Raw genomic sequence first — 24,377 nt, 5'->3', positions numbered from 1 at the left:
CTCCTCCCGCCCGGGTCCGGGCCCGGATGCGTCGTCACTCGGGCCGGACGCGGTCGCGCCCGGCCCACCGCCGTGGCTACGAGCGCACGGCGTCCCGCGGCAGCGGCACCAGCGCCGCACCCACCCGCTCGACCAGCAGCGCCATCTCGTAGCCGACCTGACCCACGTCACAGCTACGGGCCGCGAGCACCGCCATCGACGAGCCGTCGCTGATCGACATGAGGAACAGGTAGCCGCTGTCCATCTCGATCACTGTCTGCAGCACCCCGCCAGCGCTGAACATCCGGGCGGCACCCTCGGTCAGACTCACCACGCCGGAGGTGATCGCCGCGAGCTGGTCGGCCCGGTCGGCGGGCAGGTCCCGCGAGGAGGCGAGCAGCAGCCCGTCCGCGGACACCGCCACCACGTGGGCGATACCCGCCACGCTGTCGGCGAAGTTGGTGAGCAGCCAACCCATGTCCTGCATGGCAGCTGGCCTGTTCATCGGTTCGTCTCCTTGGTCGAGGTGCTGTTGGGGTCCGCGCCCGCCGTGCGACCGCGTTGCACGCCGCGGTGGTAGGCCGAGAGCAGGCCGCGTACTTCGTCGGGGGTGCGGCGGCTGCGGTCCCGGCCGCCCTTCGGCTCGATCCCGCCGGGCACGAGCTGCGCCTGGGGCACCCGCTTGGGCAGGCCGGACCGGGTGGTGCCGGCGTTGGCCGGCTCGGCCGCCCGGCTGGCCCGGGTCCAGCCCTCGTCGGCCGCCGTCCGCCACGCGTCGGCGTCGGTGGCCGGCGGGGTCGCCGGTGCCTCGGGGGCGGCCGGCGGGGGTGTCCCGTATGTCGGCGACGCGGTGGCGGCCGGCGGAACCGGACCGGTCGCGGCCGGCGCTTCCGGGGCGGCGGGCGTCACGGTCGGCGTGCCGGCGGCGGTCGGCGCGGTCGGCACCCGGGTGGGCAGCGGCGGGCGCGCCGGTGTGGTCGCGCCGTTCGGGCGGGCCGGGGCGGCCGGCGGCTCCTCGTCGAACCGGGGCCGGGTGAAGATCGCGGTGGCGTCGTCCCCGTGGGACCGGAACCACACCGCCTCCATCTCCCGGAAGATCGGCGAGTCGGCCGGCCGGTCCGGACGGGCCACCACCGGCGTCGACGGGGCCGGCGGGGCGTACGAGGTGGCCGGCGCGGTGTACGGCTGCGCGGCGGGGGCGGCGTACGCGGCCGGCGGGGCCGCCGGGGCGAACGACGCGGCGGCGGCCGGGGCGAACGGGGTCGCCGCCGGTGCCCCCGCGTACGGGGTCGCGGCCGGTGCGCCGGCGAACGGCATGGCCCCCGCGCCGTACGACTCCGGCGGGTGCGGTGCGGCACCGGCGACCGGGCCGGTCGGCAGCGGCGGGGCGGGCTCGCCCGGCGCGGCCCGCCTCGGCAGCGGGTCGATGGTCGGGTTCGCCACCGTGGGGCTGCCGGCCGAGAAGGCGTTGAAGCCGGAGTCGGCGGTCGCCGGGGTGGGGGCCGGGGCGAACGGCGGGGCGGAGACCGGCCCGCCGAACTGCACGGCGGGAGCGGTGTCCCGGGCATCCACCGGCGGCTGCCAGGGGGCCGGGGCCGGCGGGGTGTTGCGCCACTGGTCGGTCAGGGTCGCCGCCGCGCTGCGGGAACCGTTGAGGGCACCGCCGAGACCGGCGGGGGCGGCCGGCTGCTCGACCGCCAGCGGCTGGCGGGGCCGGCTGATCGCCTGGTCCCGGCCCCGGTGGGCGGGGAGCACCACGGTGGCGTTGGGCAGCGTCACCTGGGCGACGGTGCCGCCCTCGACGTTGCGGCGCAGCTCCACCCGGATGCCGTACCGGCTGGCGAGCCGACTGACCACGGCCAGACCCATCAGTCGGAAGGCGGCCACGTCCACGGTCGGCGGGGCGGCGAGCCGGCGGTTGAGCGAGTCGAGCTGCTCGTCGGTGAGGCCGAGTCCCCGGTCCTCGATCTGGATCAGCACGTAGTCGCGGATGCGCCGGCCGTCGGCGACCACCGTGGTGGTGGGCGGCGAGAAGCGGGTGGCGTTGTCCAGCAGCTCGGCGACGAGCCGTACCACGTCGTTGACGGCGTGGGCGGCGACCGAGATGTCGGTGTCGACGGTGCCGAACTCGATCCGGTTGTACAGCTCCACCTCGGACTGGGCGGCGCGCAGCACGTCGACCAGCAGCGCGTCGTCGCGGCGCGGCACGGCCGAGTCGGCGCCGGCCAGGACCAGCAGGTTCTCGTCGTTGCGGCGCATCCGGGTGGCGAGGTGGTCCAGCTCGAAGAGCTGGGCGAGCCGCTTCGGGTCCTCCTCGCCGCGCTCGATCGCGTCCAGTTCGCCGATCATCCGGTCGACCAGGGTCTGACTGCGCCGGGCCAGGTTGAGGAACATCGCCGAGACGCTGGTCCGCAGGGCCGCCTGCTCGGCGGCGACCCGGACGGCCTCCCGGTGCACGACGTTGAACGCCAGGGCCACCTGGCCGACCTCGTCCCGGTTGGTCAACCGGATCGGGTCCCGCACCTGGCGGACGATCTCGTCGACCCCGCCGTCGCCGACGCTGCCCATGTTCTGCAGCCGCTTGACCGCGTCCGGCAGGTCGTGGTTGGCCACCGACAGCGCGCCCTCCCGCAGCCGGCGCAGCGAGTGGTTGAGCGAGCGGGCCAGCACCACCGCGAGGGTGATCGCGACGATGAGGGTGAGCAGCACCAGCACCGTCTCGATGACGGCCTGCCGGATGACGTCGCTGCGGGCCTGCTCGGAGCGGGTGAGCAGGGTGTCCTGGAGCTGGATCTCGGTCCACCGCATCAGGTCGTTGACCGCGCCGATCGCGGCGCTGGCGTCACCGGCGCTGACCGGGCTGCGCTGCCCGACCGAGCGGGTGATGTCGGCGGCGACCCGGTCGGCGAGGCCGACGGCGTCACCGGAGACCGCGCTGTCGACCAGCGCGCGCTGGGTGGGGTCGGCGGCGAGGGAGAAGCCGAGCAGCGCCTCCTGCTGGCTGGTCAGGGTCGCCACGAAGGAGGAGAACTGCTCCTCGTCGAGGCGTCCGCCGACCAGCGCGGTGTAGGCGACCGCCTCCTCCTCGGCGACGGCCGACTTGGCCCGGCTGAACGCGGCCACCGCGCGACGGGCGTCCGCGAGGCTCTCCTGGCCGGGCAGCTGGGCCAGGGTGTCGCCGTACGAGACCAGGTCGGTGAGGATCACGCCGTAGCGCAGGGTGGCCTCGGCGACCGGCATCTGCCGTCGGTCGAGCACCTCCTGCCGGGTGGCGTCGAGCGTGCGCAGGTGGTCGTCGATCACCTTGAGCCGGTCCTGCACGGAGGACGGGACCTCGCCGAGGTCGGACCGCTCGGCCCGGTACTCGTTGATCCGCTCGCCGGTGGCCCGCACCCGCAGGTTGTAGTCGTCCGGGCGCAGTTGCGGGTTCGCCAGGTAGGCGGCCGCCGCCATCCGTTCCTTGTGCAGATCCTGCGTCAGCGCGGAAACGTCGATGGACAGCGCGGTCAGCGACCGGATCTGGGTCGCGTCGACAGCACCCTCGGTAGTGGAAACAAGTCGGATTGTTGCCAACGCGATGACCGCGGCGACCGGTACGACCAGAATGAGGGCGAGCTTGGAACGAATCCGCGCATCCCGCAACCGGGGCAGTCGGCGCTCCCGGTCGGGTCCGGCGTTTTCGCCTGGCTCGGGCAGGGTCGTCGGTCCGGTGCTCACGACATCGCCTCCGTCGTATCTTCCACACGCCTGACCCGCCGACCCGCGCCTGGTGCGACGGACAGCGCCACGCGCGGCACGGCCGCGATTTCATCAGAGAAGATCCTGTTTGGGAAGCCGCGTTCGGACAGGAATCGGGCGACCAGTGGTCTGGTCACCATTTTCCCTGCTGAGCAGGCCACCCCTGAACAGGGCATGTCACTCCAGAGTGTTCGTCCGCCTCTGATGAGTGAGCATGGGTAAATATCTGATGTCCCCACAATGTGAGATTCGCGTCCCGAAACCGCCGTCAGCATCGCGCTTGACCGCACGCCCCCGCATTGGCAAGGTTTTGCAGGCTTTCGCGCACACCGTACGGCACACAATCCCGTTTCTCCACTGAGGACGGACTAGCGGCGGTGACCGGGCCCCGCCCGCGCCGCACCTGGAGGACTGAGTTGAGCCCCATCCGCTCCGCGACCATCGTGGCGCTCGCATCGGCCGTGCTGGCCACCACGCTCACCGGCTGCTCGTTCGGCGCGGCAGAGAAGGACAGCAGCCCGATCACCATCGCCGCCGACCTCGAACTCTCCGGTGCCGCCGCACCGGTCGGCAAGGCGTACCAGCGCGCCCTGGAACTGAAGGTCGACCAGTTGAACTCGTCCGGCGCCCTGGGCGACCGGAAGGTCAGGCTGGTGGTGAAGGACAACCGCTCCGACGCCGCCGAGTCGCTGCGCAACATCGGCGACTTCAGCAACGACGCCACGGTCAACGCCATCATCATGGGCGGCTGCAACCAGTGCGCCGTCGACGCCGTGCGCACCATCAACGAGCGGAAGATCCCGACCATCGCGCTCGCCCCGTCCGGCGCGGTCGCCAACCCGGTCACCGAACGCCGGTACGTGTTCAAGCTCGCGCCGAACGCGGCCGACAACGCGGCCGCGCTCACCGCCGAACTGCGGCGACGCGGGATCACCAAGGTCGGCGTCCTGCACAGCGACGACGACTACGGACGCGAGGGCCTGACCGCGCTGGACGCCGAGTTCGGCAAGACCACCATCGAGCGGGTGCGCGCCGAGGCGGTCCGCACGACCGACACCGAACTGACCGCGCCGGTGCGCCGGCTGACCAACCGCGACCCCGCCGCCCTGATCATCTGGACCCCGCCGGAGCAGGCCACCCTCGCCGCCACCGCCGCCGACCAGTCCGGCTACGGCGGGTCACTCTTCCTCGACGCCGCCGCGGCCGGTGACCTGTTCCTGGGCGGTTCCGGCCAGGCCACCGAACGGGCCACGTTGATCTTCACGCAGACCATGGTGATCGACGACGTCATCGCCACCACCCCGGCCAAGGCCGCCCGTCGACAGTGGTTCCAGGACTACACCGCCCGGTTCGGCGGCTACAACGGACTGTCGTCGTTCGCCGCCGACGCCGTGCAGCTGATCGCCGACTCGGCGCTGCGCTCCGGCGGTTCCGACGGCAGGGTCGACCGGGACGGCCTGCGCGACGTGCTGGAGACGTCCCAGCTGGACGGTCTGTCCGGGCCGATCCGGATGACCCCGGACAACCACTCCGGCCTGATGCCGCAGGCGTTGACCACGCTTGTCGCGCGCGGTGGCCGGTGGCGGCTGGCGGGCTGACCGCCGCGCACCGACGGGCCGGTCCCCGGGTGGGGTCGGCCCGTCAGTGGCGTCGGGGGTCGTCCGGGACGGGTCAGCGGGCCGAGGTGGTGGCCCGGACCCAGGGCAGGGCCAGCCGCTCGACCAGCGACAACGCCGAGTAGAGCAGAATGCTCATGGCGGCGATCAGCACGATCGCCGCCCACGCGGTCGCCGTGTCGCCGACGCCGTTGTACTGGAGGATCTGGTAGCCCAGCCCCGGCTTGTCGGAGTAGAACTCCCCGATCACCGCGCCGATCGCGGCCAGCGGCATCGCCACCTTCAGCCCGACGAAGATCTGCGGCAGCGCGGCCGGGAACCGGACCTTGCGGAACGACTGCCACCAGGAGGCGTTCAGCGACCGGGCCAGCTCGGCCAGGTCCGCCGGGGTGGTGGTCAGGCCGGTGGCGGTGGAGAGCACGATCGGGAAGAAGCAGAGCAGGAACACCATGGTCAGGATCGGCTTGGTCCCCCAGCCGACCGAGACCACCAGCAGCGGCCCCAACGCGATCTTCGGCACCGCGTTGACCGCCACCAGCAGCGGGGCGAACATCCGCTCGGCCCGCCGGGAGGCGGCCAGCGCCATCCCGATCAGCACCCCGGTGACCGCCGACAGCAGGAAGCCGAGCACCGTCATCAGGGTGGTCGTGCCCAGCGCCGGGAGGAGCACGTCCGCCGAGGCGGTCAGTGACGTCCCGACCGCCTGCGGCGGCGGCAGGGACGCCGGGTGCACCAGGTGCAGCCCGGAGGTGACCGCCCACCAGACGGCCACCGTGATCACCAGGCCGAGCAGCGGCAGACCGACCGTCGCGGGACGTATCCGGGACCAGGGTGACCGGCCGGGCGTCGGGGGAACGGCCGGCACGGCGCTCGGCGGTCCGGCCGACCCGGGTACGGGACGGGTCCGGATCGACTCCGTCACAGGGTCCTCCTCTCCTGCCGGCACGCTGGCCGGCACAGGACGGGGGTGCGCCCACCGGTCGTCCCGCTGGGTCGCACCCCCGTGCACCGTCGGTGTCGGTCAGGCCTTCGGTACGAGGTCGAAGTTGATGATCTGGTCCGGGGTGATGTTCGACTTGAGCGCGCCGGCGCCCTGGAGGATGGCGATGCTCTTGGCGACCCGGTCGCTGTCCAGGGTGCCGATGGCGGTGCCGGAGTTGCTGGAGCGGACGTAGCCGGCCATCAGCTGCAACTCGGCCGCGGCTGCGGCCGGGTTGGTGGTGTTCACGTTCTTCTTCAGGATGTCGGCCGCCTCCTGCGGGTTGGCCAGGGCGTACTCCAGGCCCTTGAGCAGCGCGGCGGTGAACTTCTTCACCTTCTCCGGGTTCTCCTTGGCCATCTTGCTGGAGGTGATCAGCGCGTTGCCGTAGAGGTCCTGCATCACGTTGCTGTACGGCAGCACGACGGGCTTCTTCTTGGTCACCGCCTCGACGGTCGGCTGACCGACGACGAACTGGCCGATGCCGTCCACCTGGCCGGAGGCCAGCGTGCCCATCAGGGTCTGCGCCTCGCCGTTGACCCAGGTGACCTTGTTGTAGTCCACCCCGGCCATCCGGGCGTACGTCGGGAAGAGGTTGCGCACGACGGAGCCGGGGGTGTCCGCGAGCTTCTTGCCCTCCAGGTCCTTCGGCGTGGCGATGTTCTTGCCCTCGACCGAGACGATGGCGGCCATGGTGCGCTGCTGGATCGCGGCCACCGCCACGAAGTCCTTGGCCTGGCCGTTGCCGACCTGGAGCAGGCCACCGGTCAGGTCGATCGGGCCGAAGTCGGCCTGGCCGCCGACGATGGTCTGGATGACCGCGCCGGTGCCCTGACCGGCCTTGATCTCCACGTCGAAGCCGGCCTCCTTGAAGAAGCCCTTGTCCTTCGCCACCCAGGCGTAGGAGTCACGACCGAAGTTGCCGAACGAGGTGAGGTAGGTCACCTTCTCCAGCGACGCGCCGTCGCCGGTCTTTGCTGCGTCCGCCGAGTCGGACCCGCCACTGCAGGCGGAGACCAGGGCGAGGGCGGTGGCCAGGGTGGCCGCGGCGACCGTGCGGGTCAGCCTTGTCATCTGTGCACCATGTCCTTTCCGACCGGGCGGTGTACCCGGAGGGGGTTGTCGGTCGGCGGCACGGCGTGAGGGGGCACCGAGCCGCCGTCGTGAAGGGACTCTTCGCTGGCACAGAGTACGAGACACTGACCGTCACCACACCAGGCGGATCGGGTTGCGGAACGGAAACAACTGCGTTCCACCCCGGACAGTGAGCGGCCAGCACGCTGGGGATATCCTTGTCGGATTCCTGACCGCCGAATCAGGGGAGACCGACGGCGATGATCCGACTGTCCGATGTGTCGCGTACGTTCGACGGCCGTTCCGGGCGGGTCGAGGCGTTGCGCGGGATCACCCTCGACGTGGCCGAGGGCGAGTTCGTCGCCGTGCTCGGCCGCTCCGGCTGCGGCAAGTCCACCCTGCTCCGGATGATCGCCGGGCTGCTTCCGGTCAGCGGCGGCGAGATCACTGTAGCCGGCAGCCGGATCACCAGGCCCCGCCGGGACGTCGCCATGCTCTTCCAGAAGCCGGCCCTGCTCCCCTGGCGGACCGTGCTCGACAACGTGCTGCTGCCCGCCGAGATCTTCGGCTGGAGCCGGGCCAAGCACCGCGACCGCGCCCGCCAACTGCTGGAACTCTCCGGCCTGGCCGGCTTCGAGAAGCGCCTGCCGCACGAACTGTCCGGCGGCATGCAGCAGCGGGTGTCGCTGTGCCGGTCGCTGATCGGCCAACCCCGGGTGATGCTGATGGACGAACCCTTCTCCGCCCTGGACGCGCTGACCCGCGAGGAACTCTCCGGGGAACTGCAACGGGTGCACATGGAGACCGGCGCGACAGTCGTCTTCGTCACCCACTCCATCGACGAGGCGGTGCTGCTGGCCGACCGGGTGGTCGTGCTCAGCCCCCGCCCCGGCCGGATCCGCAAGATCGTCGACGTGGACATCCCGCGGCCCCGTACCCTCGGCCGCAACGCGCACCTGGCCGACGTCGCCCGGGTCAGCGCCGACCTGCACGAACTGCTGATGGAACGGGACCTGCCGGCGGCGGCCGGGGTGGAGGGACGATGACCGTGCGGGTGGCGATCTTCACCGAACCGCACCGGGGCGCCAACTACGACGACCAGCTCCGGTTCGCCCGGCTCTGCGAGGCCGGCGGGTTCGACGGGTTCCTCCGGGCCGACCACTACCGGGCGATGGGCGACGAACCCGGGCTGCCCGGCCCCACCGACGCCTGGCTGACCCTGGCCGCGCTCGCCCGCGAGACCTCCCGCATCCGGCTCGGCACCCTGGTCACCTCGGCCACCTTCCGGCTGCCCGGCCCGCTGGCCGTGATGGTCGCCCAGGTCGACCAGATGAGCGGCGGACGGGTCGAGCTGGGCATCGGCGCCGGCTGGTACGAACGGGAACACACCGCGTACGGCATCCCCTTCCCGAAGGTCGGCGAACGCTTCGACCGGCTCGCCGAGCAGTTGGAGATCGTCACCGGGCTGTGGCGCACCCCGGTCGGCGAGACGTACAGCTGGGCCGGTGAGCACTACCGGCTCGTCGACGCCCCGGCCCTGCCCAAGCCGGTCCAGCAGCCCGGCCCGCCGGTCATCGTCGGTGGCCGGGGAGCGAAGCGCACCCCCGACCTCGCCGCCCGGTACGCCGACGAGTTCAACATGCCGTTCACGTCGGTCGAGGAGACCGCCGAGGCGTACGACCGGGTACGGGAGGCCTGCGACCGGGCCGGCCGGGCCGAGTCGGGGCGGGCACCGCTGGTGCTCTCCGCCGGGATCGTGGTGGCGATCGGGCGTACCGACGCCGAGGCCCAGCGTCGGGCCGCTCCGCTGCACGTCAAGAGCGCCCTGCCGCCGGAGGACCCGGTGGTCGGCTCCCCCGCCCAACTGGTCGACCGGATCGGCGAGTTCGCCGCGATCGGCGCGACCCGGGTGCACCTGCGGCTGATCGAACTCGACGACCTCGACCACCTGGAGCTCATCGCCGCCGAGGTGCTCCCCCAACTGGACGGAACCCGATGACCGACGTGACGCACGACCTCGAACTCGGCCCGGTCGGCCAGGAGATCGTCTTCGAGAACGACCGGGTGCGGGTCTGGCACATTCGGCTGGCCCCGGGCGAGCGGCAGCCGCTGCACCGGCACGACCACCCGTACCTGGTGGTGGCGATCGAGGGCGCGAAGAACGTGGTGCAGACGGTCGACGGCACCCGGATCGACGCCGACGAACCCACCGGCGGGGTGGTCTACCGGGACCCGGGCGCCGTCCACATGCTCACCAACGTCGGGGACACGACCTACCTGGCCCGCCTGGTCGAGCTGAAGTAGTCGCTGGTAGAGCTTGGGTAACAGGTCGTCCCGGCCGCGCCGCGCCGCAGTGGCGATCGGGCGCACCGGGCCGTAACGTGCGCCACATGGCCTTTCGGACGTGGGGCAAACTGCTGCTCACCGCACTCGGGGTGAGCATGTTGGCCGGGGCCGGCCAACTCGGCATCGCGTACGGCTTCGGCATCGTCCGACTCACCGGCGACTTCACCGACGTCAACCGCTGGCCGGCCCAGCTCGCCTGGGTCGGCTGGTTCGCGGTGACCGCCGCCGTGGTCGGCGCGGTCCTCACCGGCCGGCTCGCCCGACGCGAAGGGCTACCGGAGGGCACCCCCGTCCAGCTCGCGATCTCCGGCGTCGCCGCGCTCGGCGCGCTGGTCGTCGCCCCGCTCTGCATGCAGCCCGCGCGGGCCGCCGACCTCAACGCCGTCGACCCGGTCTGGGCGGTCGGCATCTGCGCGGTCGCCGGGGCGGTGGTCGGCGCGGGAGCCGCCTCGGCCGTCCTGCTCCGGCCCCCGCTGGGCTGGAACGTCGCCCTGCTGGGTGGGACGATCTGGCTGCTCGCGCTCCTGTCGGTCGCACCGGCGGTGCTGTCCAGTGAGCCGCTGCGCACCGTACGCCTGGGGGTGCTGGAACCCTCCTGGCTCGGGGCGGACCGGGCGCAGCGGCTGGCGATGCTGCTGCTGCCCGTGATCGCGCTGGTGGCCGGCGCGGTGACCGGCGGGCTGGCCCGGCGGCGGGGACACCCCCCGCTGACCTGCGGGGCGACCGGGGTCGCCGGGCCGGTGCTGCTCGCCTTCGCCTACCTGACCGCCGGGCCGGGTGACCAGGTGGACCGGTACCAGCTCGCCCCGTACTACGGCGCGGTGATCGCGGTCGTCGCCGGCGCGCTCGGCTCGGCCGCCGCCACCGTGGCGCGCTGGCCGCTGCTGCCCGCCCGCGCCGCCCGCCGCGACGGCGGGGCGGCGATCGAGCCGACCGACATCCTCGCCCCGCTGCCGGCCGTGTCCGACCCGGCCGGCACCGCCGCGGCCGGCTCCGGCCCGGACCGGGCCACCCTGACCGGCTCCGACCCGACCGGCTCCGGCGCGGACGAGCCGGTCACCGTGGACCTGAGCGCCGCCACGGGTTCCCTCCACCCCGACCGGCAGGACGTCGCCGGGTCCCGGGCCGCCGACCGGTCGGAGGCCGGCACCGGTCCGGGGTGGCCGTCGCCCGACGTGCCCGGCACCGGTCGTCACCCGGCCCACTGGGACTGGCCTGACCCCGCCGCCACGGTCGCCGACCGGCACGCCCCCCGCGCCGTCCCGTCCCCGACCGGGGCCGTCCTGTCCGGCTCGACCCCGACCGAGCCGACTCCGACCGACCCCTGGGCCGGCGTGAAGCCAACCGGTCCGGCCCGGACCGGGATGGCCTGGCCCGGCTCCGCTCCGACCGATCCGGCTCCGGTCCCGACCGGAGTGCCCCCGACCGGCCCGGACGCGCAGACAGCGGCCCCGACGGGCCAGGACGCGACGGAAACGGCCCCGGACGGACCGGCCGGGGACGTAACGGATGCGACGTCGCCCGCCGGGGCCGGATCGGGCCGGGGCGGGTCGCCGCGAAGCCGTTCGGGACAGCGGAAGGCGGCACCGGTCGAAGCGGCACCGGTCGAACAGACCGCCAGCGAAGTCGCCGTGGACCAGGCGGCAGGCACCGGTCCCGCCGTCGGGGACGGATCCGTCGCCACGCCCAAGCCCCGCGCGAAGCGGGCCGGCCGTGCCCGGTCCACCGCGACCGGAGCCGGGGTGGTCCCCACCGGTCGACCCGAGCCCGCGCCCGGTGTCGGGGCGGACAGCATCGGGCACGACCGGCCGGCCGGCACCGGTCCGGCCGGCACCGCGACACCGGATGCCGTCGACATCGCCCCGGTCGGCACGACGGCGCCGGAAGCCACCGGCCGGGGCAGCACCGCTCCGGTCGTGCCGGCCACCGGGGACGTGCCGCCGGTGGCCGGCGTGCGGCACGTCGCGCCGGGAGGCCTTGAGGGCACCCCCCGCCCCCGCCACCACCTGCCGGATCTCGGCGGTACGGGTGTCCCGGCCGATGCCCACCGACCCGCACCGGCCCGAGCCGCCCTTCCGTTCCCTGAACCGGGCGACGCCGGGCAGCCGGACGCCCGGGAGCCGGTCAGTCTCCGCTGGGAGCCGGAGGGGTCCCACGGCACCGCACCGGGGGACGGCCAGCCCGCCGACGCCGCTCCCCACGACGCGGGCGCGCCTGAGCAGGCCGGGAAGGTCAGGGGCCGACGGGGCCTGTTCCGGCGCAACCGCCCCCCGCAGGACATCCCGGCGGACGACGCCGACCCGAAGTCGGCGACGCCGGACGACGAGTACGTCGACTGGGTCACCGGCCTGGGCAAGCCGCTGGCCGACAACGAACCGGACCGGGACAGCGGCCGACGCTCCCTGCGCACCAGCGGCCACCACCACCACCCCGACTGACCCACCCACCCCACCCCGCCCCCTCCACCCCCACCCCCGGTCCGCACCGGTTGATCAAGAGGTTTGCGTCATCCCACCCGGCAAAACCTGACGCGAACCTCTTGATCACCAAACAACAACCGGGACGAAACGGGCGGGCGGCCGCTGGGGCGCGGTGATCAAGAGGTTCATGTCATCCGCCGCGCGGAATCTGACGCGAACCTCTTGATCACCGGGGCAGGGCCGGTCAGGCGAGAGGGAGGTAGACGCGGTTGCCGGTGGAGCGGAACTCCGCCGACTTGGCCTGCATGCCCTGGGCGGCGTACTCCTTCAACTCCTGGGTGATCTTCATGGAGCAGAACTTCGGGCCGCACATGGAGCAGAAGTGGGCGGTCTTCGCCGGCTCCGCCGGGAGGGTCGCGTCGTGGTAGGACCGGGCGGTCTCCGGGTCCAGCGACAGGTTGAACTGGTCTTCCCAGCGGAACTCGAACCGCGCCTTGGACAGCGCGTCATCCCAGGCCTGCGCGCCGGGGTGCCCCTTGGCCAGGTCGGCCGCGTGTGCCGCGATCTTGTACGCGATCACACCGGCCTTCACGTCGTCCCGGTCGGGCAGGCCGAGGTGCTCCTTCGGGGTGACGTAACACAGCATCGCGGTGCCGTACATGCCGATCATCGCGGCCCCGATCGCCGAGGTGATGTGGTCGTACGCGGGGGCGATGTCGGTGGTCAGCGGGCCGAGGGTGTAGAACGGCGCCTCGTGGCACCACTCCTGCTGGAGGTCCACGTTCTCCTTGATCTTGTGCATCGGCACGTGGCCGGGCCCCTCGATCATCACCTGCACGTCGTACTCCCAGGCGATCCGGGTCAGCTCGCCCAGGGTGCGCAGCTCGGCGAACTGGGCCTCGTCGTTGGCGTCGGCGATCGAGCCGGGCCGCAGCCCGTCGCCGAGGGAGAACGTCACGTCGTAGCGGGCGAGGATCGCGCACAGCTCGCGGAAGTTGGTGTAGAGGAAGTTCTCCTCATGGTGGGCCAGGCACCAGGCCGCCATGATCGAGCCGCCCCGGGAGACGATCCCGGTGACCCGGTCGACGGCCAGCGGCACGTACGGCAGCAGCACCCCAGCGTGCACCGTCATGTAGTCCACGCCCTGCTCGGCCTGCTCGATCACCGTCTCCCGGAACACCTCCCAGCTCAGCTTGACCGGGTCGCCGCCCACCTTCTCCAGCGCCTGGTAGATCGGCACCGTCCCGATCGGCACCGGCGAGTTGCGCACGATCGCCTCGCGCGTCTCGTGGATATGCTTCCCGGTGGACAGGTCCATCACGGTGTCCGCACCCCACCGGGTGGCCCAGGTCAGCTTCTCCACCTCCTCGGCGACCGACGAGGTCACCGCCGAGGTGCCGATGTTGGCGTTGACCTTCACCAGGAACGCCTTGCCGATGATCGCCGGCTCGCACTCGGGATGGTTGACGTTGAGCGGCAGCACCGCCCGGCCGGCGGCGATCTCGTCGCGCACCAGCTCCGGCGGCAGCCCCTCCCGGATCGCCACGAACTCCATCTCCGGGGTGATCATCCCGGCGCGGGCGTACCAGAGCTGGGTGGGGCGTCTGGCGTCGACGCCGGCCAGCGGGGTGCCCGCGCCCCGGGTCGGCGCGACGTCGCCCCGCTCGGCGATCCACGGGCCGCGCAGCGGCGGCAGCCCCACCTGCGGGTCCGAACCGGGGCCGGAGGTGTCGTACAGGCGCAGCGGCGGGTTGTCCCCGGCCAGCTCCACCTCGGCGAACGGCACCCGGACGTCCGGTCGGGACCCCTCGACGTAGACCTTGCGACGTGCCTGCATGACAGCCTCCCTGATGGTCATCGGGACCAGCCGAAGTGGTCCAGCGGGCCGCGTCCCGCGCCCAGTTCCCAACCCCGCGCGCCGGTCAGCGCGCGGGTGACGTACTCCTTGGCGGTGGCGACCGCGACCGGCACCGGGTCACCGGCGGCCAGCCGGACGGCGATCGCCGCCGAGAACGAGCAGCCGGTGCCGTGGCTGTGCCGGGTGTCCACCCGGGGTGCACGCAACAGGGTGGTCGTGCCGCCGCCGGCCAGCACGTCGACCGACTCGCCGGCCGCGTCGACGTCACCGCCGGTGACCACCACGAACTCCGGCCCGCCGGCCGCCAGGGCCTGCGCCGCGGCGACCATCTCCTCGACCGTGGTCACCGGGCGTCCGGTGAGGGCGGCAGCCTCCGCGCAGTTCGGCGTCGCCACCCGGGCGTACGGCAGCAGCCGCTCGACCGCCGCCACCACCCCGAGCCGGTGTCCGCTGGTGGCGACGAGCACCGGGTCGACGACGAGGTGCGGCAGCCGGCCCGCCTTCGCCGCCTCGGCCACCGCGTCGGCGACCGCCGGGGTGCCGAGCATCCCGGTCTTCACCGCGCGCACCGCGAAGTCGGTGAGCACGCTGTCGAGCTGCTCGGTGACGGTGCGCGGCGGCAGCGGCAGCACGGCGTCCACGCCCCGGGTGTTCTGCGCGGTGACGGCGGTCAGCACGCTGGTGCCGTACGCGCCGAGGGCGGCGAACACCTTCAGGTCGGCCTGGATGCCGGCACCGCCCCCGGAGTCGGAACCGGCGATGGTGAGCACGGTCGTCGGTGTCATGTCGTCTCCTCGGGCCACGCGTCGGTGATCGGGGTGTGGTCGGCGAAGACACCGGTGAGGGCCGACGCGACCTCGGTCGGATCGGCGGCCCGCATGACCGCCCCGAGCACCGCCACCCCGACCGCGCCCGCCCCGACACACGCCGTCACCTGCTGCGGTGTCTCGATCCCGCCCAGGGCGAGCACGGGCACCGGGCTGCGCCGGACCAGGTCGCGCAGCCCGTCCGGGCGCAGCGGTGGGCCGTGGCCGGGTTTGCTGCGGGTGGGCCAGACCGGCGAGAGCGTGGCGTAGTCCTCGGTGGTCAGTCGGGCCAGCTCCGCCGCGTCGTGGCAGGACCGGCCGACCAGCCCGACTGCCGGCGGCGGGTACGGCCCGGCGGCGGGCAGGTGGACGGCCTCCCCGTCCAGCGGGTCGGGGCCGGCCACGATCAGGGTGCCGCCGCCCTGCGCCAGGACGGCCCGCAGGTCGACGGCGAGGGCGGCCCGCTCGGCGCGGGGCAGGTCCCTCTCCCGCAGCACCACCCACCGCACGCCACCGCGTACCGCCCCGGCGACGACGTCGACGAGGTCGCCGCGTGCCGCCCGCCGGTCGGTCAGCAGCACCACCCCGCGCGGGGCGGCGGGGCGGGTCACAGGTCGGGTCTTCCGTCGTCGGGGGTGGAGGCGAGGGCGTGGAAGCGGCGGGGTATCCGCCCGGCGGTGTACGCGAGCCGTCCGGCCCGTACGCCGTACCGCATGGCGGTGGCCATCGCCGTCGGGTCGGCGGCCCGGGTGACGGCGCTGGCCAGCAGCACCCCGTCACAGCCCAGTTCCATGGCGAGCGCCGCGTCGGAGGCGGTGCCGATCCCGGCGTCGAGGATCACCGGCACGTCGACGCCCTGCCGGATCAGCCGGATGTGGTGCGGGTTGGTGATGCCCAGTCCGGAACCGATCGGCGCACCGGCGGGCATCACCGCCGCGCAGCCGACGTCGGCCAGCCGGCGGGCCAGCACCGGGTCGTCGGAGGTGTACGGCAGCACGACGAACCCGTCGGCGACGAGTTCCTCGGCCGCCCGCAGCAGCTCCACCCCGTCCGGGAGCAGCGTGCGTTCGTCGCCGATCACCTCCAGCTTGACCCAGTCGGTGTCGAACGCCTCCCGGGCCAGCCGGGCCACCTTCACCGCCTCGGCGGCGGTGTGGCAGCCGGCGGTGTTGGGCAGCAGCCGCACCGCGCACCGGTCGAGCAGGTCGAGCAGGCCACCGGCGGTGCCGGGCGCGGTGTCCACGCGGCGCAGGGCGAGGGTGACCAGTCCGGTGCCGGAGGCCCGGATCGCCTGTTCCAGCACGTGCAGGTTGGCCGCGCCGCCGGTGCCGAGGATGAGCCGGGAGGTGAAGGTCCGTCCGGCGATGGTGAGGGGCATCCGGATCACCCGCCCTGGGCGGCGCTGAGCACCTCGACCCGGTCGCCGTCGCGCAGGACGGTCGCGGGCCAGCCGCCCCGGGGGACGACTTCGCCGTTGACCGCGACGGCGAGGCCGCGCCGCTGCCCGGTGACCGCGGCGACGAGGTCCGCGACGGTCGTGCCGCCGGCCAGTTCGCGTCCGACGCCGTTGACGATGAGTCGCACGTCTTCCTCCTCAGTGGAACCGGTCGGCGGTGAAGGGGGTGAGCAGCGGGTCCGGCTGACCGGTGACGATCAGGTCGGTGATCAGGTCGGCGGTGACCGGGGTGAGCACGATGCCGTGCCGGTGGTGGCCGGTGGCGGCGAGCACGCCGGGACGGTCGGGCAGCGGGCCGAGGATCGGCGCGTTGTCCGGGGTGCCGGGGCGCAGTCCGGCGGTCGCCTCGACGAGCGCGTACTCGGCGAGTTCGGGGACGAGGTCGACGGCGGCCCGGAGCAGCCGCAGCACCGCCCCGGCGGTCACCTCGGTGTCGGCGCGCTCCTCGACGGTCGCCCCGAGCACCACCTCGCCGTCGTCGCGGGGGACGAGGTAGACCGGTTCGCCGTCGGCGTACCCCCGGATGACGTGCCGGAAGCCGGGCGGGCGGTGGTCGGGCGCGCGCAGCCGCAGCACCTGGCCCTTGACCGGGCGGACCGGCAGCCCGGTCAGCGCGGCGGAGCCGCAGCCGGCGGCGACCACGACGACCGGCGCGTCCACCTCGGCCAGTCGGGTCACCGCGCCGGGCAGCAGGGTCGCGCCGGCCCGCCCGGCGGCGACCCGCAGCGCGTCGACCAGCCGGCGTGGGTCGACCTGGTGGTCGCCGGGGGCGACCGCCCCGCCGCGCAGCCGGGGGGTCAGCGCCGGTTCGCGCTCCCGCAGCTGCGAGGGCCGCAGCGCGCTGATCGGCAGCCCCAACCCCTGCTGGTACGCCCAGAGCCGGCGCGCCTCGGCCAGATCGTCCCCGGTGAGCCCGACGACGAGGGTGCCGTCGGTGCGGTACCCGAACTCCGTTCCGGTGGCTTCGGCCAGTTCGGCGGCGAAGCCCGGCCAGCGGGCGGCGGACGCGGTGAGCAGCCCGGTCAGTTCCCGTTCCCCGAAGTACGCCTCGGCGACCGGGGCGAGCATCCCGGCGGCGACCCGGGACGCGCCGGAGCCGGGGGCCGGGTCGTGTACGGACACCCGCAGGCCCCGGGTGGCGCAGCGCCAGGCGATCGCCAACCCGACCGGCCCCGCGCCCACGACGGCGACGTCGGGCCGGGTCAGCACGTCAGCGCCGCGATCAGTTCGGCGGTGGCCCGGCCCGGGTCGGCGGCGGTGGACAGCGCCCCGACCACCGCCACCCCGTACGCCCCGGCGGCCCGCAGCGCCGGCACCGTGGCGGCGGTGACCCCGCCGATGGCGATCACCGGCACGTCGACGGCCGCGACGACGGCGCGGATGCCGGCGGGGCCGATCGGGTCGGGCAGGCCGGTCTTGGTGGCGGTCGGGTGGCACGGGCCGACGCCCAGGTAGCTGGCCCCTTCGGCGACCGCCCGGGCGGCGGCGTCCGGTTCCCGGGCGGTCGCGCCGAGCACGGCGTCGGGGCCGAGGACCCGGCGGGCGGCCGCGACGGGCAGGTCGTCCGCGCCGACGTGGCCGCCCTGGGCGTCCACCGCGAGGGCGACGTGCAGCCGGTCGTTGACCAGGCAGGTCGCCCCGTACGGCGCGCAGAGCGCATGCACCCGTCGGGCCAGGTCGTACGCCTGCCGGTCGGTGGCGTCGTCGGTCACCCGGACCTGGACCACGAGGTCGGCGCGGGCCACCGGGAGGGCGGCCCGTACGACGGCGAGCGGGTCGCACCCGGGGCGGGTGTCGGTGATCAGGTGCAGTCGGCCGAGGGACGGCACGGCAACTCTCCTCCCTGCGCCGGCATTACCCGGATCAGGTTCGACGGTCGGGGGCTCCCAGCCCCCCTCTCAGCCCGGTGTACCGGGCTCCCGTGGGTCACGTGCCTGTGACCGTACGACAGATCCGCTGATCCGCCAAGGGGTGTTAGATTGATCCAGGAACGTCGATGCCTACTGTTTTGGGCTTGTATCCACATAAGCCGGAAAAGCGAGTCGCCGATACCGAATCGTTACATGCTCATGCCTTGCCGGAAACCAATCCAGCGGCGCTAATTTGTTCAACCGATCGACATTATTCCGGTGCGGAGCCTCGGCGTGGCCCGCACCTGATCGCCACCGGTGCGGACCTCGGCGGGCCCACACCGATCCGACCGGGGACGGTCTGCGGCGAGTCGTCCCCATGCCCCCACCACTGTCCAACGCGGACAAAAGGAGCATGGAGTGTCTCCATCCCGCCATCGCCGCGCACGTCGCGGTCCACTGGGTGCCGGTCTACTGGCCCTCTCCCTACTCGCCAGCGGCCTGATCGGCGGCACCGCCGCCCAGGCCGCTCCCGTCGCTGCGGCCCGGCCACAGGCCGCACCGGCACCGGCGGCGGCAGCCGCCGAACCGTTCTCGGTCCTGGTCTTCTCCAAGACCGCCGGATTCCGGCACGACGCCATCCCGGCCGGCATCGCCGCGATCCAGAAGCTCGGCACCGAGAACGGCTTCACCGTCGACACCACCGAGGACGGAGCCGCCTTCAACGACGCCAACCTGGCCAAGTACCAGGCGGTGATCTGGCTCTCCACCACCGGTGACGTGCTCGACAGCACCCAGCAGGCCGCGTTCGAGCGCTACATCAAGGCCGGCGGCGGCTACGCCGGCGTGCACGCCGCCTCCGACACCGAGTACGACTGGGCCTGGTACGGCAACCTGGTCGGTGCGTACTTCTCCGGCCACCCGGCCAACCAGCAGGCCACCGTCAAGGTCGAGGACCCCGCGCACCCGTCGACCGCCGACCTGCCGGCCCGCTGGTCCCGGTTCGACGAGTGGTACAACTTCCGCACCAACCCGCGCTCCAAGGTGCACGTGCTGGCCAGCCTGGACGAAAAGTCCTACAGCCCGGGCGCCGGCGCGATGGGCGCCGACCACCCCACCGCCTGGTGCCAGGACTACGACGGCGGTCGCTCCTGGTACACCGGCGGCGGCCACACCCAGGCGTCGTACACCGAGCCGGAGTTCCTCAGCCACCTGCTCGGCGGTATCCGCACCGCGGCCGGGGTCGAGAACGCCGACTGCGGCGCCACCAAGACCGCGAACTTCGAGAAGGTCACCCTCGACAGCAACACCAACAACCCGATGGAGCTGGACATCGCTCCCGACGGCCGGGTGTTCTACGCCGAGCGCGACGGCCGGGTGCAGATCGTCAAGCCGGACACCGGCAACACGGTCACCGCGACCCGGCTGGACGTCTTCACCGGCAACGAGGACGGCCTGCTCGGGTTGCGCCTCGACCCGGACTTCACCACCAACAAGTGGATCTACCTGTACTACGCCCCGGCCGGTGGCGCCCCGCGCAACTACCTGTCCCGGTTCACCGTCAACGGTGACACCATCGACAAGGCCACCGAGAAGGTCGTGCTCCAGGTCGACACCCAGCGAAACACCTGCTGCCACGCCGGCGGCAGCATGACCTTCGACTCGAAGGGCAACCTCTACCTCGCCACCGGCGACAACACCAACCCGTTCGAGTCGAACGCGTTCACGCCGATCGACGAGCGGGCCGGGCGGCAGGACTACGACGCGCAGCGCAGCGCCGGCAACACCAACGACCTGCGCGGCAAGGTGATCCGGATCCACCCGGAGGACGACGGCACCTACACCGTCCCGGCGGGCAACCTGTTCGCCCCGGGCACCGCGAAGACCCGTCCGGAGATCTTCGGCATGGGCTTCCGTAACCCGTTCCGGATCGGCGTCGACCAGAAGACCGACACCCTCTACGTCGCCGACTACGGGCCGGACGCCTCGGCGGCCAACCCGAACCGCGGCCCCGAGGGCCTGGTGGAGTGGAACATCGTCGCCACCGCCGGCAACTACGGCTGGCCGTACTGCACCGGCAACAACAAGGCGTACAACGACTACACCTTCCCGTCCGGGCCGAGCGGGGCGAAGTTCGACTGCGCCGCGCCGGTCAACGACTCGCCCAACAACACCGGCCTGACCAACCTGCCGCCGGCCATCCCGGCGACCGTGGACTACGGCTACGCCGGCGACCCGCGCTTCCCCGAGATCGGTGGCGGCGGTGCCCCGATGGGCGGCCCGGTCTACCGTTACGACGCCGACAGCACGTCGGGCCGCAAGTGGCCGGCGTACTACGACGGCAAGGCGCTGCTCGGCGAGTGGAACCAGTCGAAGATGTACACGATGCAGGTCAGCGCGGACGGCAAGACGCTGATCGACATCAACCAGCTGCTCACCGGCATGCCGATGGTCCGCCCGATGGACTTCGAGTTCGGTCCGGACGGCGCGCTCTACATGATCGAGTGGGGCACCGGCTTCGGCGGCAACAACGACGACTCCGGGGTCTACCGGATCGACTACACCGCCGGTGACCGCGCCCCGATCGCCGAGGCCAGCGCCGACCCCACCTCCGGAGCCGCCCCGCTGACCGTGAAGTTCTCCAGCGCCGGGTCCCGTGACCCGGACGGCGGCACGCTGACCTACGCGTGGAAGTTCGGTGACGGGCAGACCTCCACCGAGGCGAACCCGACCCACACCTACACCGCGGCCGGTGACTACACCGCGCAGCTCACCGTGACCAACCCCAAGGGCCGTACCGCCGTGGCGAACGTGCCGGTGACGGTCGGCAACACCGCCCCGACGGTGACCATCGAGTTCCCGCCCAGCGGCGGTTTCTTCGACTGGGGCGACCAGGTCAAGTACACGATCAAGGTGACCGACCCGGAGGACGGCACCGTCGACTGTGACCGGGTGCAGCTCCAGGTGCTGCTCGGCCACGACGAGCACGCCCACCCGCTGGAGCAGCACACCGGCTGCACCGGCACGGTGCAGACCTCGCTGGCGTCCGGGCACGGCGCGGAGGCCAACGTCTTCGCGGTCTTCGAGGCCACCTACACCGACGACGGCGGCACCGGCGGCGCCGGCCCGCTGACCGGTCGGGCGATCGAGATCCTCCAGCCCAAGCGCAAGCAGGCCGAGTACTACACGGCCACCGGGCGGGCCCCGGGCAGCACCGGCGGCGGTGACCCGGGCGTGCAGAAGGAGACCACCACCGACCCCGCCGGTGGCGGCCAGAACATCGGCTTCATCGAGGACGGCGACTGGTGGTCGCTCGTCCCGGCCAACCTGACCGGGGTCGAGCAGATCCGGTTCCGGGTGGCCTCCGAGGTCCAGGGCGGCCGGATCGACGTGCACGCCGGTGCCGTCGACGGTCCGGTGGTGGCCACGGCCACCGTGCCGGGCACGGGCGGCTGGCAGCAGTTCGTCGACGTGACCGCGCCGGTGACGGCCGGCGCGGAGGGCTCGCTGTACTTCGTCGCCAAGGACCCGGCCGGTGGCGCGGGTTCGCTGTTCAACGTCAACTGGATGGACTTCATCGGCCGGGGCGTCACCGACAACGCGCCGCCGCAGGTGACGGCCACCGCCACCCCGGCGACCGGCACCGCGCCGGTCACCGTGACCTTCACCGGCACGGCCACCGACACCGAGGGTGACACCCCGCTGACGTACGCCTGGGACTTCGGTGACGGCGGGACGGCGACGACCCTGAACGCCACCCACACCTACACCACCCCGGGCACCTTCACCGCCACCCTGACGGTGACGGACAAGCGGGGCGCGAAGTCCTACGCGACCGTCCCGGTCAAGGTGGACGCGCCGAACAACTCCTGCCTCGGGGCGCGGTCGGACGAGTTCACCGGCAACACCCTGAACAAGGACCGCTGGTCGGTGGTCCGGGAGAACCAGCTCTACTCGGTCTCCGGCGGGTCGCTGCGGCTGCCCACCTCCTCCGGTGACCTGTACGGCTCCCGTAACGACGCGACCAACCTGGTGCTCCAGCCCGCACCCAGCGGGGCCTGGCAGGCCACCACGAAGGTCACCGTGCCCGTCAGCGCCGACTACCAGCAGGCCGGCCTGCTGATCTACGGCGACGACGACAACTACGCCAAGGTGGACCTGCTCTACGGCGGTTCGCGCAAGGTGGAGTTCATCCGGGAGACCGCCGGTACGCCGCGTAACGACTCGGCGGACGCCGTGGCCGCCCCGGCCGGTGACACCATCTGGCTGCGGCTGATCAGCGACGGCACCAACCTGACCGCGCAGTTCTCGACCGACGGCACCACGTTCACCCCGGTCGGCCGGTCCGCCGCGCTGGCCGGCATCACCAACCCGCGGATCGGCCTGCTCGCCCTCAACGGCGGCACCACCGCCCCGGTGGTGGACGCGGTGTTCGACTCGTTCCTGGTCTCGCCGGACGCCCCGGCCGGCCCGGTGGACCCGTCGGACGAGTTCACCGGCACCACGCTGGACAAGTGCCGGTGGAACGCGGTGCTGCGGGAGGACCCGGCCGGTTACCGGGTGGCCGACGGCGCACTGAAGATCGACGTGCCGTCCGGTGACATCTACGGCACCAGCAACACCGGGCCGACGAACTTCATCCTCCAGACCGCGCCGAGCGGCGACTGGACCCTGGAGACGAAGGTCGACGGCAGCGCGCTGGCCGAGCAGTACCAGCAGGCCGGCCTGATCGTCCACGCCGACGACGACAACTACGTCAAGTTCGACTACATCGTGGACAACCAGGCCGGGCAGGCGGTCTCCCGGCGGATCGAGTTCCGCGGGGAGCTCGGCGGGGTGACGCAGAACCCGCAGCCGCAGGTCTCCAACCTGACCTCGGCGGTGTGGTACCTGCGCCTCGCCCGCGCCGGTGACACCTTCACCGCGTCCTACTCGGCCGACGGGCAGGAGTGGACCACGTTCGAGACGGTGACGAACGCCGCCGTCGGGGCCACCCCGAAGGTCGGCCTGTTCACCCTCGGCGCGAACGCGGCCACCTCGAAGACGGCCTCGTTCGACTACTTCCGGCTCTCCACCAAGGCGGCCGACACGACCGCCCCGGTGACCACGGCCACCGTCTCCGGCACCCCGACCGAGGGCTGGTACACCGGCCCGGTCACGGTGACGCTGGCGGCGGCCGACGAGGCCGGCGGTAGCGGGGTGGCGAGCACCGAGTACCAGCTCGACGGGGCCACCACGTGGACCGCGTACACCGGGCCGGTGCCGGTCACCGGGGACGGCACCCACGAGGTGCGGTTCCGCTCGACCGACGCCGCCGGCAACGTGGAGGCGACGAAGAAGGTCGCCGTGAAGATCGACGCCACCGCGCCGGTCAGCTCGGCGTCGTTCGCCCCGGCCAACGACGACGGCTGGCACAACGGCACCGTCCCGGTGGTGATCACCTCCACCGACGCCGGTTCCGGGGTGAAGAAGCTGGAGTGGTCGCTCGACGGCGGCGCCTGGACGGCGTACACCACGCCGGTCGAGGTGACCGGGGACGGCACGCACGAGCTGCTGTACCGGGCCACCGACGCCGCCGGCAACGTCGAGGCGCTGAAGTCGGCGGTCGTGAAGATCGACGGCACCAAGCCGACGCTGCTGGTCTCCGGCATCGCCGACGGCCAGCTCTACGGTGACAGCCAGGACGTCCGGATCTCGTGGCAGGCGGTCGACCCGACCTCCGGCATCAAGACGACCTCCGGCGTGCTGGACGGCCGGGCGTACACCAGCGGCACCCTGCAGGCGCTGTACGAGCTGCCGCTCGGCCTGCACGAGCTGACGGTGACCGCGACCGACAAGGCGGGCAACACCACCACCTCGACGGTCCGGTTCTTCGTCACCACCTCGTTCCGGGACATGCAGAACCTGCTGGACCGGTTCAAGGCGACCGGACGACTCACCACCAAGGCGCACCGTCAGCTGTCCAACAAGCTGGACGCGGTGCGGGAGTCCGAGGCGGCGGGCAACGACAAGCGGGCGGTGCAGCAGTTGACCGCCTTCAAGGCGTTGGCCACCGACACCGCGGTGGTGACCGACACCGACGTGCGGGACGTGCTGGTCCGTGACGCCGACGCCATGATCGTCCGGCTCGGCGGCGCGGCCACCAAGGCCGGCGTCAAGGCGAACGACAACAAGTCGGTCGACGGGGCCGGCCGGCTCGGTGCCGACCCCACCCGGATCGCCGAGGGCGGTTCGCTGTAAGGAGCACCACGGGGC

17 protein-coding genes and 1 riboswitch are annotated in these 24,377 nt (G+C 73.0%); of the genes, 6 read left to right on the top strand and 11 right to left on the bottom strand.

The annotated features are described in order from the left end of the window. Window positions 1-76: 76 nt before the first annotated feature. On the bottom strand, window positions 77-484 hold the full coding sequence (locus tag ACN260_RS02840; RefSeq protein WP_030329975.1) for a roadblock/LC7 domain-containing protein: 408 nt from the start codon (window positions 482-484) through the stop codon (window positions 77-79). Further along, entirely contained in the window at window positions 481-3,696 is a 3,216-nt protein-coding gene (locus ACN260_RS02835; protein ID WP_422754582.1) for a nitrate- and nitrite sensing domain-containing protein, read from the bottom strand. Before ACN260_RS02835 ends, ACN260_RS02840 begins: the two co-directional genes overlap by 4 nt. A gap of 437 nt (window positions 3,697-4,133) precedes the next feature. On the opposite strand from ACN260_RS02835, the gene ACN260_RS02830 reads away from it, so the two are divergent. Next, window positions 4,134-5,315: an ABC transporter substrate-binding protein gene (locus ACN260_RS02830; protein WP_422754581.1), complete on the top strand. Its 1,182-nt coding sequence runs from the start codon at window positions 4,134-4,136 to the stop codon at window positions 5,313-5,315. Between the two features lie 73 nt (window positions 5,316-5,388). Here the strand turns inward: ACN260_RS02830 and ACN260_RS02825 are convergent, their stop codons facing one another. Both ACN260_RS02825 and ACN260_RS02820 read right to left on the bottom strand, forming a co-directional pair. Beyond that, window positions 5,389-6,255 (bottom strand): ABC transporter permease, encoded by an 867-nt coding sequence (locus tag ACN260_RS02825; RefSeq protein WP_422754580.1) that lies wholly within the window; start codon window positions 6,253-6,255, stop codon window positions 5,389-5,391. 99 nt (window positions 6,256-6,354) lie between these two features. Further along, on the bottom strand, window positions 6,355-7,386 hold the full coding sequence (locus tag ACN260_RS02820) for an ABC transporter substrate-binding protein (protein ID WP_422754579.1): 1,032 nt from the start codon (window positions 7,384-7,386) through the stop codon (window positions 6,355-6,357). 260 nt (window positions 7,387-7,646) lie between these two features. Between ACN260_RS02820 and ACN260_RS02815 the strand changes: the two genes are divergently transcribed. The 4 genes from ACN260_RS02815 to ACN260_RS02800 all read left to right on the top strand — a co-directional run bounded on the left by ACN260_RS02815 (window position 7,647) and on the right by ACN260_RS02800 (window position 12,170). Beyond that, window positions 7,647-8,432, top strand: a complete 786-nt coding sequence (locus tag ACN260_RS02815) for an ABC transporter ATP-binding protein (RefSeq protein ID WP_422754578.1) — start codon at window positions 7,647-7,649, stop codon at window positions 8,430-8,432. Window positions 8,433-8,434: 2 nt separating this feature from the next. Next, window positions 8,435-9,385, top strand: a complete 951-nt coding sequence (locus ACN260_RS02810; protein ID WP_422756596.1) for an LLM class F420-dependent oxidoreductase — start codon at window positions 8,435-8,437, stop codon at window positions 9,383-9,385. Continuing rightward, window positions 9,382-9,690 carry a cupin gene (locus tag ACN260_RS02805; RefSeq protein ID WP_422754577.1) on the top strand — a complete coding sequence of 103 codons (309 nt, stop codon included), beginning with the start codon at window positions 9,382-9,384 and terminating at the stop codon, window positions 9,688-9,690. Before ACN260_RS02810 ends, ACN260_RS02805 begins: the two co-directional genes overlap by 4 nt. Window positions 9,691-9,776: 86 nt before the next feature. Next, window positions 9,777-12,170 carry a hypothetical protein gene (locus ACN260_RS02800; protein ID WP_422754576.1) on the top strand — a complete coding sequence of 798 codons (2,394 nt, stop codon included), beginning with the start codon at window positions 9,777-9,779 and terminating at the stop codon, window positions 12,168-12,170. A gap of 226 nt (window positions 12,171-12,396) precedes the next feature. Here ACN260_RS02800 and thiC read toward each other — a convergent pair whose 3' ends face one another. The 7 genes from thiC to thiE form a co-directional block, all read right to left on the bottom strand. Then, on the bottom strand, window positions 12,397-13,989 hold the full coding sequence (thiC, locus tag ACN260_RS02795) for a phosphomethylpyrimidine synthase ThiC (RefSeq protein WP_422754575.1): 1,593 nt from the start codon (window positions 13,987-13,989) through the stop codon (window positions 12,397-12,399). Between the two features lie 17 nt (window positions 13,990-14,006). Continuing rightward, entirely contained in the window at window positions 14,007-14,795 is a 789-nt protein-coding gene (thiD, locus tag ACN260_RS02790; protein ID WP_422754574.1) for a bifunctional hydroxymethylpyrimidine kinase/phosphomethylpyrimidine kinase, read from the bottom strand. Then, window positions 14,792-15,427 carry a thiamine phosphate synthase gene (locus tag ACN260_RS02785; protein WP_422754573.1) on the bottom strand — a complete coding sequence of 212 codons (636 nt, stop codon included), beginning with the start codon at window positions 15,425-15,427 and terminating at the stop codon, window positions 14,792-14,794. The genes thiD and ACN260_RS02785 overlap by 4 nt, the downstream gene beginning before the upstream one ends. Continuing rightward, on the bottom strand, window positions 15,424-16,194 hold the full coding sequence (locus tag ACN260_RS02780) for a thiazole synthase (protein ID WP_422754572.1): 771 nt from the start codon (window positions 16,192-16,194) through the stop codon (window positions 15,424-15,426). The genes ACN260_RS02785 and ACN260_RS02780 overlap by 4 nt, the downstream gene beginning before the upstream one ends. Before the next feature lie 5 nt (window positions 16,195-16,199). Next, a complete protein-coding gene (gene thiS / locus ACN260_RS02775) occupies window positions 16,200-16,400 on the bottom strand; it encodes a sulfur carrier protein ThiS (RefSeq protein ID WP_422754571.1) in 201 nt (66 codons plus the stop codon). Window positions 16,401-16,410: 10 nt separating this feature from the next. After that, window positions 16,411-17,481 (bottom strand): glycine oxidase ThiO, encoded by a 1,071-nt coding sequence (gene thiO, locus ACN260_RS02770; RefSeq protein ID WP_422754570.1) that lies wholly within the window; start codon window positions 17,479-17,481, stop codon window positions 16,411-16,413. Beyond that, window positions 17,475-18,101, bottom strand: coding sequence for a thiamine phosphate synthase (gene thiE / locus ACN260_RS02765; RefSeq protein ID WP_422754569.1), 627 nt, complete (start codon window positions 18,099-18,101; stop codon window positions 17,475-17,477). The genes thiO and thiE overlap by 7 nt, the downstream gene beginning before the upstream one ends. Then, window positions 18,096-18,205: riboswitch (TPP riboswitch) on the bottom strand. (Overlaps the previous gene by 6 nt.) A 337-nt stretch (window positions 18,206-18,542) precedes the next feature. Here thiE and ACN260_RS02760 point away from each other — a divergent pair. Further along, window positions 18,543-24,362: a ThuA domain-containing protein gene (locus tag ACN260_RS02760; protein ID WP_422754568.1), complete on the top strand. Its 5,820-nt coding sequence runs from the start codon at window positions 18,543-18,545 to the stop codon at window positions 24,360-24,362. Window positions 24,363-24,377: the final 15 nt, after the last annotated feature.

The organism is Micromonospora sp. WMMD708, from assembly GCF_049315245.1.
GTDB classification, from domain to species: Bacteria; Actinomycetota; Actinomycetes; order Mycobacteriales; family Micromonosporaceae; genus Micromonospora; species Micromonospora wenchangensis.
The sequence above is the reverse complement of the archived record's forward strand: the minus strand, read 5'-3'. Positions and strand labels throughout refer to the sequence as shown.